Raw genomic sequence first — 9,381 nt, forward strand, 5'->3', positions numbered from 1 at the left:
TTATTTTTGTAGCAATTACTAAAAGTTTGCAATGAAAGTATTTATTTTATCCTTAACATTAATTTTTACTATATTTTCTACAAATGCACAAGATAAAAAAGATATTGCTAAAGTTTATTTTAAGAGAGTTTTAAGTAGTTATAAAGCAAAAGATTTAGTTAAAACAGAAAAGTATTTAGAAAAAACAGTTCTATATGATGAAGGTATTTCTAGTAAAGAAATTGCGATGTTTGGATCCAATTTTTATTATAATAATAAAAAGTATACTAAAGCTAAAGAATATTTAACAGCTTATTTTAAGTTAGAAAAGAATAAAAAATCTACCAATTATACAGAAATGCTAGTACTGTATACAGATACTTTAGACGGAATTGCAAATACGACTAAGCCAAAAAATAAAATAAAAAAAGACACTTCTAAAGTTACTCCCATAGTTAAGCCTAAAGTAATTACAAATGTTATTAATAAAGATATAAAGAAGAAAATTCATGTTGAAAAGAAAGTTTTAGATAACTCAGAATCAGATGAAGGTTCTAATTCTGTTAATGAAAATACTAATAATACAAATGAAGAATTAGGTGGAGGTATTATAGAAAATGTATCCTTTTCAATAATAGAAAATGTGCCTGTTTTTCCGGGATGTAAAGGAAATAAGATAGAACTTAAAAACTGTTTTTCTAAAAAGGTTCAGTACCATTTTTCTAGAAAATTTAATGCAGATTTGCCTAACAAATTAGGGTTGTCTGCTGGTAGAAAAAGAGTATTAATAACTTTTACAATTAAAAAAAGTGGACTTGTAGAAGATATCTTTGTAAGGGCTCCACATCCTGCAATAAAAAATGAAGTTGTAAGGGTAATGGAACTTTTACCAAAAATGAAACCTGGTTCTCAAAGAGGGAAAAATGTAAATGTTAAATTTGGTTTCCCTTTTACGTTGATTGTTGAAGGTGATGTAGAAAAAAAAGAGTAGATGTCTTTTAATTTTAGTAAATTCACGCAATAAATAGTTTTATGTTTTTGCGTACACTTTCTTTTTTGTTGATTATTGTTTTTTGCACTTCGTGCGATAAATTTACATTTTCAAAAAATACGCAAAAAGGGATTTTAGATACTATTGTAGATTTTTCTTCTGTAGACACTTTTCCTTCTTTTAGAGTTTGCGATTCTATTATTGATAAATCTAAAAAATCTACATGTTTTAGAAATACAATGCATCAAAAAATAGGGGAGGAATTACAAAAAAAATCCTTTACTATAAAAGATTCTATTGATGAAATTGTTTATGTTGATTTGTTAATTAATTCTAACGGAATTTTTTCTTTAGATTCAATACATGCTTCATTAAAAATTAAAAATGAAATTCCTAGTTTAGATAGTGTTTTAAGAGCAAGTATTAAAAAGTTGCCTAAAATTTTTCCTGCGAATAAAAGGGGTATTCCTGTTACTACAAAATATAGGTTACCTATAAGAATTCAGTTAAAGGATTAATTTTGTCATAAAAAAACCTGCAAAAGCAGGAATTTTATTTTAATCAAAATTGATGATAGAATTAAGTTATTAATTCAGCATTCCCCAAAGTTTATCCTTTAGTTCTTGCAATCCTTTTTGTGCAACCGAAGAAATAAATAAAGCCTCTACACCTTGTGGTAATTCTTCTTTTATTTCTGCTTGTAATTCATCATCTAACATATCAGATTTAGAAATTGCTAATAATCGTTCTTTATCTAACAATTCTGGATTGTGCTTTTTAAGCTCATTTAACAGAATTTCATATTCTTTGTTTATATCATCACTATCTGCAGGAATTAAAAATAACAAAGCAGAATTACGTTCTATATGACGTAAAAACCTGTGTCCTAAACCTTTTCCTTCTGCAGCACCTTCTATAATTCCAGGAATATCTGCAATTACAAATGTTTTATGATTTCTATGTTCAACAATTCCTAAGTTGGGTTTTAAAGTAGTAAAAGCATAATCTGCAATTTTTGGTTTTGCAGCGGTTAAAACTGATAATAAAGTAGATTTTCCTGCATTTGGGAAACCAACCAAACCAACATCTGCTAATAATTTTAATTCCATTCTAAACCAACCATCAAAACCATCCATTCCTGGTTGAGCGTATCTAGGAGTTTGATTTGTAGAAGATTTAAAGTTCCAGTTTCCTAGTCCTCCTTTTCCACCACGTAATAAAATTACTTCTTTTTGGTCTTCTGTAATTTCTAAAATTACTTCATCAGTATCTGCATCTTTTATAATGGTTCCTAAAGGAACATCAATATAAATATCTTCTGCATCATGACCAGTACTTCTACTAGCACTTCCTGCACCACCAGTTTCTGCTCTAAAATGACGTTTAAATTTTAAGTGAAATAAAGTCCACATATTTTTATCACCACGTAAAATGATGTGTCCTCCACGTCCACCATCTCCACCATCTGGTCCTCCTTTAGTAATAAACTTTTCTCTATGTAAATGCATAGATCCTTGCCCACCTTTACCAGAAGAAGCGTATATTTTTATGTAGTCAACGAAGTTACCTTCTGTCATTATTTCTTGTTTTAAACTTGATTTAAATTACTAAACAGCCTCAGGCTGTTCTCCTTTTAATTTCAAATCTTCAGTCATTTTTATTGTGTAATTGTTGGTTTTACTTTAAACAATTAAATGCTTAAACATTTACACTTTTTTATAATTTATCAAATACTTTAGCAATACGTTGTGTGATATCTTCAATAGAACCTACACCGTTAATTCCATAGTATTTATCCTGCTCATTAAAAAAATCTTTTAAGATTGCAGTTTTAGTATTATATTCGTTAAAACGATTTCTAATTTTACTTTCATCAGTATCATCTGTTCTTCCACTCGTTTTTCCTCTTTCTAATAAACGAGTAACTAAAACATTTTCTGGTACTTCTAAAGCAACCATTCCGTTAATCTGCTCTCCTTTTTCAGCTAAAAATGCATCTAAAGCTTTTGCTTGAGATTCTGTTCTAGGAAAACCATCAAAAATAAAGCCATTAGCATCTGCATTTTTATTTACTTCAGCTTTTAGCATATTGATAGTTACTTCATCTGGAACTAAATCTCCTTCATCCATATATTTTTTAGCTAACAAACCTAATTCTGTTTGGTTTTTGATGTTAAAACGGAATACATCTCCTGTAGAAATATGTACCAAATTGTACATGTCTTTTAAGAATTCTGCTTGTGTTCCTTTTCCTGCCCCTGGAGGGCCAAATAATACAATATTTTTCATTTTAGGTTTTGTTGATAGTTGATATATTGCTGGGTAATTTCTACCTATACCATTGTAATCTAATCCGTAACCAACAATAAATTTATCTTCAATGCTTTTTCCGATATAATCTATTGGCAATTCTTTTCTAAATACATCTGGTTTAAAAAATAACGTCGCAACTTTTAGTTGTTTTAAATTTTTATCTCTAAAGATATTATAAATTTCTTGAAGTGTGTTTCCTGTATCAATAATATCTTCTAAGATGATAACAGTTCTTCCTGTTAAGTCTTCATTAATACCTACTAATTGTTTTACATTTTCGGTAGAAGTTGTACCGCTATAAGAAGCTAATTTTACAAAAGAAACCTCACAATCATTATTAAATTCTCTTATAAAGTCCGCAGCAAATAAGAAACATCCATTTAAAATTCCTACAAAAATAGGTACTTCGTCTTTTGGAAGATCTGCTTGTACTTGTGCTGCTAAATGTTTTACAACTTTAGCAATTTCTGCCTCATTAATATAAGGTTTAAAGTATAAATCTTGAAGTTTAATTATGCTCATAAGAATGCAAATATAATAGTATATGTTTAATGAAAAAACCGTTTTTAAATTCTGATAGCCAGCTTAAAAACGGTTTTAATTTATTTTAAAATAAAATTAATTATTTTTTTCTTCTTTTTTAGAAGTATCAAACATTATTGGTGTTGCTACAAATAATGAAGAATATGTACCAACAGCTACACCAACAATTAAAGCAAACATAAATCCTTTAATTGAATCTCCTCCAAATAAGAAGATAGCTAACATTACTAATAATGTTGTTAATGATGTATTAATTGTTCTTCCTAAAGTAGAGCTTAAAGCTTTGTCTACAACCTCACTGTATTTCCAGTTAGAGTGTGTACCAGCAAATTCTCTAATTCTATCAAAAATTACCACGGTATCATTTAGGGAATAACCTACTACTGTAAGAATTGCTGCAATAAAAGATTGGCCAATTTCCATATCAAAAGGCATAAAGCTATAAGTAATAGAGAATACACCTAATACAATTAACACATCATGGAATACTGCAACTACAGCACCAATAGAGAAAGATACTTTTCTAAAACGTAATAAAATGTATAAGAAAACTACTAATAATGAACCAAGAACTGCATATAAAGCAGATGTTTTAATATCATCTGCAATGGTAGGTTCTACTTTCATATAACTCATTACACCAGCACCTTGTTTTTCAAAACCAGGTTTAAAGTTTTCGTAAGTTGTGTCTCCTAAATAAGATTTTAATCCTGTAAATAAAGTATTTTGAACTTGGTCATCAATTTCAATACCTTCTTCATCAATCTTATAAACAGTTGTAATTTTTAACTGATTGTCTGAACCATAAGTTTTAACTTCTGGAGCAGTACCAAAAGCATCTTTTAAAGTTCCTGCAACTTCTGTAGCGCTCATTGCTTGATCAAAACGAACAACATAAGAACGTCCTCCTTTAAAATCTACACCTTGTTTTAAACCTATAGAGAAAATAGAAACAATACCTGCAATAATAATTGCACCAGATATTACGTAAGCAATTTTACGTTTCTTTAAGAACTCTACATTAATATTTTGGAACCATCCTTTAGAGATAGAAGTATTAAAGGTTAAATTGTTTCCTTTATTTACAGATCTGTCAATTAATAAACGAGTAATAAATACTGCAGTAAATAATGATGTTGCAATACCAATCATTAATGTTAAAGCAAAACCTTTAATTGGTCCTGTTCCAAAAACATATAAAATAATACCTGTTAATAAGGTAGTAATGTTTGCATCAATAATTGCAGATAAAGCTCCTTTTACAGAGAATCCTTCTTCTACAGACTGTTTTAAGCCTTTCTTTTTGAATAATCCTTCTTTTATTCTTTCGAAGATAATTACGTTGGCATCTACAGACATACCAATGGTTAAGATTATACCAGCAATACCAGGTAAAGTTAATACAGCGTTGAAAGAAGCTAAGATTCCGAAAATGAATAAGATGTTAATTAACAAAGCAATATCTGCATAAATACCTGCCTTACCATAGTATAAAACCATCCAAAGTAAAACTAAGATAATTGCTAACCCAAAAGAACTAATTGAAGCATTAATAGATTCTTGTCCTAAAGATGGCCCAACAACTTCTGCTTGAATAATTCTTGCTGCTGCTGGTAATTTACCTGCTTTTAAAACTGTAGCAATATCTTCTGCTTCAGCAATTGTCATACTTCCACCAGAAATAGAAGTTCTACCACCAGTAATTGCACCTGGTACAGTTGGTGCAGTATAAACATACTCATCTAATACAACAGCAACAAAACCACCAGTGTTATCACCTGTAAGTTTGGCCCATTGTTTAGAACCTGAACTGTTCATAGTCATGCTAACTTCTGGTTTGTTTAACTGGTCAAATACTTGAGCAGCATCTAAAATTACATCACCTTCAATATTTGCTTTTCCGTTTCTACTTCCTTTAATTGCATATAAACCAATTAAATCTGTTCCGTCTTTTCCTTTGTTAGATTTATAATCCCATAAGAACTTAACATATTTTAAGTCGTTAGGTAATAATGCTCTTACTTCTTTTCTGTTTAATAAGTCATTAACTTTTGCTGTATCTAAAACTCTAGCTTGTCCTACTAGAGAACTCATTTGTTGTTGAGATTGTGCTATATTAGGGAAAAAGTAAGTAAAAAGATTTTTTTGAGCTACGTTTGTAGAATCTTTAGTTTCACCTAATAAATCATCAATATCATCTTTCTTTGTTGTGTCTACAGCTTTTTCTAAAACTGTAGTATCTTTTAATAATTCAGCAACTTTGGTGTTTGCAGAGAAAAAGAAGTTTTGAACTTCTGCATTTGTATATACTTCCCAGAATTGTAATTCTGCTTTACTAGTAATTAATTTTGTAACACGCTCAATATCTTTTGCTCCTGGTAATTCAATTTGAATTCTTCCAGAATTTCCAATTCTTTGAATGTTAGGTTGAGTAACACCAAATTTATCAATTCTACTTCTTAATACTTCAAAAGCAGTACCAATAGAACTGTTAATTTCTTCTTGTAATGTTTCTTTTACTGTTGAATTTACTTCATCAAAAGAAATTTTATCACTTAAAGCTTTTGTTCCAAAAATAGAAGGATTACTTAATTTAGTATCTCCAGCAACTTTTTCGAATTCTTCAAAAAATAAATCTAAATAAGTAGCATTACTATTTTTTTGTCTTTCATCTGCTGCAGCTAAAGCTTGATTAAAAACAACATTCTTAGAATCGTTAGATAAGCTTTTTAAAACTTCTTTAACAGATACTTGTAAGATAGCGTTAATACCACCTTTTAAGTCTAGACCAAGATTCATTTCTTTGTCTTTTACGTCATTGTAGCTGTATTTAGTTATACCTAAATTAATAATTTCTTTATTAGCAACACTATCTAAGTACTTTCTTTCTAAAGTAGCTTTTTGTCTTGCACTTTTATCAGTACCTTTAGTTTCTGCGTAACTAACAGCGTCGTCTTCTACTTTGTTAGCAAGAAATGTAAATGATAATTGATATAAACTTACCAATCCAAAAAGGATTGCAAATAATTTTATAAGTCCTTTGTTCTGCATTTTATATGTATTTTTTAGTCAAATTTTTTAAAACGAGCAAATATATAGTTTCTCGTAAAACCTGACAATTATTTTTTTTGATTGTTTCTTTGATATTATGAGTTTAAAACTCATGATTTTAAGCTGTTATAGAAAAATGTATATGATTACATTTTAAAATAAATTATTTTTTGGGCCTGCTCTAACTTCTGGTTCTTTGTGAGAAGAATGATCCTTTATAAAAGGATTGTTTTTATTTGCATTGTAAGTGGTTTTAAAAAGTTGATTTTCTTTTTGCTCATCTGCCTTTTTAAAATATGCATGATAGTTATAAGTTGTAAATCTATCAGAATTAGATTTAATTTCGAATACAAAATTTTTATCTGATTTATGTATATCAGTTTCATTTGTTAATTCATGAATGTCTATATTATAATTAGAAGAATTCTTACTTTTTTCTTTGTTTTTAGAATTCTTATTTACTACTAAATTATTTTCTTTAACAAGCTTTTCTTTGATGTTATCAATATCAATAGCACTGTAATAAGATATTTTTAAAGTGCTGTTTTGAGTTTTTTTGATTTTAATATTAGAAACGCCAATTGTTAGTAATTTTTCTTTTACTACAGCAATAGTGTTTTCAACATCTTTTGTGTTGATTTTAGTGTCAATAAACTCAAGAACAATTTCTTGATTAGGTATAAAAACCTGATTTTGAAATGCTCCAAATGAAATAAGTAATATGAATATAGTACTAATGTACCATTTTGCTCTCATGTGTCAAATATATAAAAAGATTACTTTGGAACGATTAAAAGATGTATCTATTTTCTTTTGAATTTATGTATATTTAATTAACATGTGTTAAGCCTTTTTTGTTAGTTTTTATCTAAAAAAAAATACTTTAATATGATTAATTTAAGTATACGATATTGTTAGTGTTCTATTTAATGAAGTTCACTATCAATAAATATTTATAACAATAAAAAAAGTCCAACTTTATAGTTGGACTTTTTTTATTTAATTTATAAGATATCTATAATTCTAATAAACCATTTGTTTTGGTAACACCAGCAGCAGATTCTTGCATGTGTGCTTTTTCAGCATCATTTAAGTTAATTTCTACAATACTCTCAATTCCGTTTTTACCTAAAACAACAGGAACTCCAATACATAAATCATTTAAACCATATTCTCCTTCTAATAAAGTAGAACAAGGGTAAATTTTCTTTTGGTCACATGCAATAGCTTGTACCAAACCGCTTACTGCAGCTCCAGGTGCATACCAAGCAGAAGTACCTAATAAACCAGTTAATGTAGCTCCACCAACTTTAGTGTCTTGCAACACTTGTTCTAATCTTTCTTCTGAGATAAATTCAGATACAGGAACAGAATTTCTTGTTGCTAATCTTGTTAAAGGAACCATACCTTTATCAGAATGACCACCAATTACCATTCCGTCAACATCAGAAATAGGCGCTCCTAAAGCTTCAGCTAATCTATATTTAAAACGAGCAGAATCTAAAGCACCACCCATTCCAATAATTCTATTTTTAGGTAATCCTGTAGTTTTATGAACTAAATAAGTCATGGTATCCATTGGATTTGAAACTACAATAATAATTGTATTTGGAGAATGTTCGATTAAATTAGAAGAAACAGTTTTAACGATTCCTGCATTAATACCTATTAACTCTTCACGAGTCATACCAGGTTTACGAGGAATTCCAGAAGTAATAACGCAAATATCAGAACCTGCTGTTTTAGCATAGTCATTTGTACTTCCAGAGATTTTAGTATCAAAACCATTTAAGGAAGCAGTTTGCATTAAATCCATTGCTTTACCTTCTGCAAAGCCTTCTTTAATGTCTAAAATAACAACTTCTGAAGCAAAGTCTTTAATTGCAATGTATTCTGCACAACTTGCACCTACTGCACCAGCACCTACTACTGTAACTTTCATATTTTTTGTTTTTAAGTTTTTATAATTTATGAGATGAATGCAAAAGTACAAAAATTACAGATGGTTTAAGTTTTCTAAAACAAAAAAAAGACATCTATACAAGATGTCTTTTTTTGTTATATTTTTATTTATTATTATCTAATACTAATTGCTACTCCTGCAGAAAATGTGTTGTATTCTTGAAAAGCATAACTACCAAAAATTTTAAAGAAACCTAAACTTAATCTAGCTCCTAAAGTTGCTGTCATTCCGTTAGATTCGAAATCTAAATTAGAAGGAATACTTAAGCTTTTAGTTATTGTTGGTTGTAATGGGTTACCTGTTTGGTACTCACCAGTAAAAGTACCAGACATAGCATAACTAGAGCTTCCGCTATTGTAGCCTATACCACCATATAAGTTAATTATTGGGAGATTTAAAGAAGCTATTGCTTGCACTGTATAAGCTTTTAAATTGAATTCAGTTAAAGCATTTTGTACTTGAATTTCTCCTGAATTCTGATCTTCAATTCCATAATTCACATCCATAGTTGTATAAGCAGCTAAAAGTGAAATATGTAAAG

At 29.0% G+C, this 9,381-nt stretch carries 8 protein-coding genes; 2 read left to right on the top strand and 6 right to left on the bottom strand.

What is annotated here, in order from left to right; all coding sequences use genetic code 11:
- The first annotated feature begins 31 nt into the window (after positions 1-31).
- Together ABJG40_RS04230 and ABJG40_RS04235 are read left to right on the top strand one after the other, a co-directional pair.
- On the top strand, positions 32-970 hold the full coding sequence (locus tag ABJG40_RS04230; RefSeq protein ID WP_348023322.1) for a hypothetical protein: 939 nt from the start codon (positions 32-34) through the stop codon (positions 968-970).
- 41 nt (positions 971-1,011) lie between these two features.
- Positions 1,012-1,488 carry a hypothetical protein gene (locus ABJG40_RS04235; protein WP_348023323.1) on the top strand — a complete coding sequence of 159 codons (477 nt, stop codon included), beginning with the start codon at positions 1,012-1,014 and terminating at the stop codon, positions 1,486-1,488.
- 69 nt (positions 1,489-1,557) lie between these two features.
- Here ABJG40_RS04235 and obgE read toward each other — a convergent pair whose 3' ends face one another.
- The 6 genes from obgE to ABJG40_RS04265 form a co-directional block, all read right to left on the bottom strand.
- The gene (gene obgE / locus ABJG40_RS04240) at positions 1,558-2,547 is read right to left on the bottom strand and encodes a GTPase ObgE (protein ID WP_348023324.1); all 990 of its coding nucleotides are present in this window, start codon (positions 2,545-2,547) and stop codon (positions 1,558-1,560) included.
- A 139-nt stretch (positions 2,548-2,686) separates the two neighbouring features.
- Positions 2,687-3,805, bottom strand: coding sequence for an adenylate kinase (locus ABJG40_RS04245; RefSeq protein WP_348023325.1), 1,119 nt, complete (start codon positions 3,803-3,805; stop codon positions 2,687-2,689).
- Positions 3,806-3,901: 96 nt separating this feature from the next.
- Positions 3,902-6,877 carry a protein translocase subunit SecDF gene (secDF, locus tag ABJG40_RS04250; protein WP_348023326.1) on the bottom strand — a complete coding sequence of 992 codons (2,976 nt, stop codon included), beginning with the start codon at positions 6,875-6,877 and terminating at the stop codon, positions 3,902-3,904.
- Between the two features lie 153 nt (positions 6,878-7,030).
- A complete protein-coding gene (locus ABJG40_RS04255; protein ID WP_348023327.1) occupies positions 7,031-7,633 on the bottom strand; it encodes a hypothetical protein in 603 nt (200 codons plus the stop codon).
- A 259-nt stretch (positions 7,634-7,892) separates the two neighbouring features.
- Positions 7,893-8,819 (bottom strand): malate dehydrogenase, encoded by a 927-nt coding sequence (mdh, locus tag ABJG40_RS04260; protein ID WP_348023328.1) that lies wholly within the window; start codon positions 8,817-8,819, stop codon positions 7,893-7,895.
- A 134-nt stretch (positions 8,820-8,953) separates the two neighbouring features.
- Positions 8,954-9,381: DUF6588 family protein (locus ABJG40_RS04265; protein ID WP_348023329.1), on the bottom strand; the 428-nt coding region annotated here is incomplete at its 5' end.

Source organism: Polaribacter sp. (assembly GCF_039939415.1).
Lineage (GTDB): Bacteria > Bacteroidota > Bacteroidia > Flavobacteriales > Flavobacteriaceae > Polaribacter.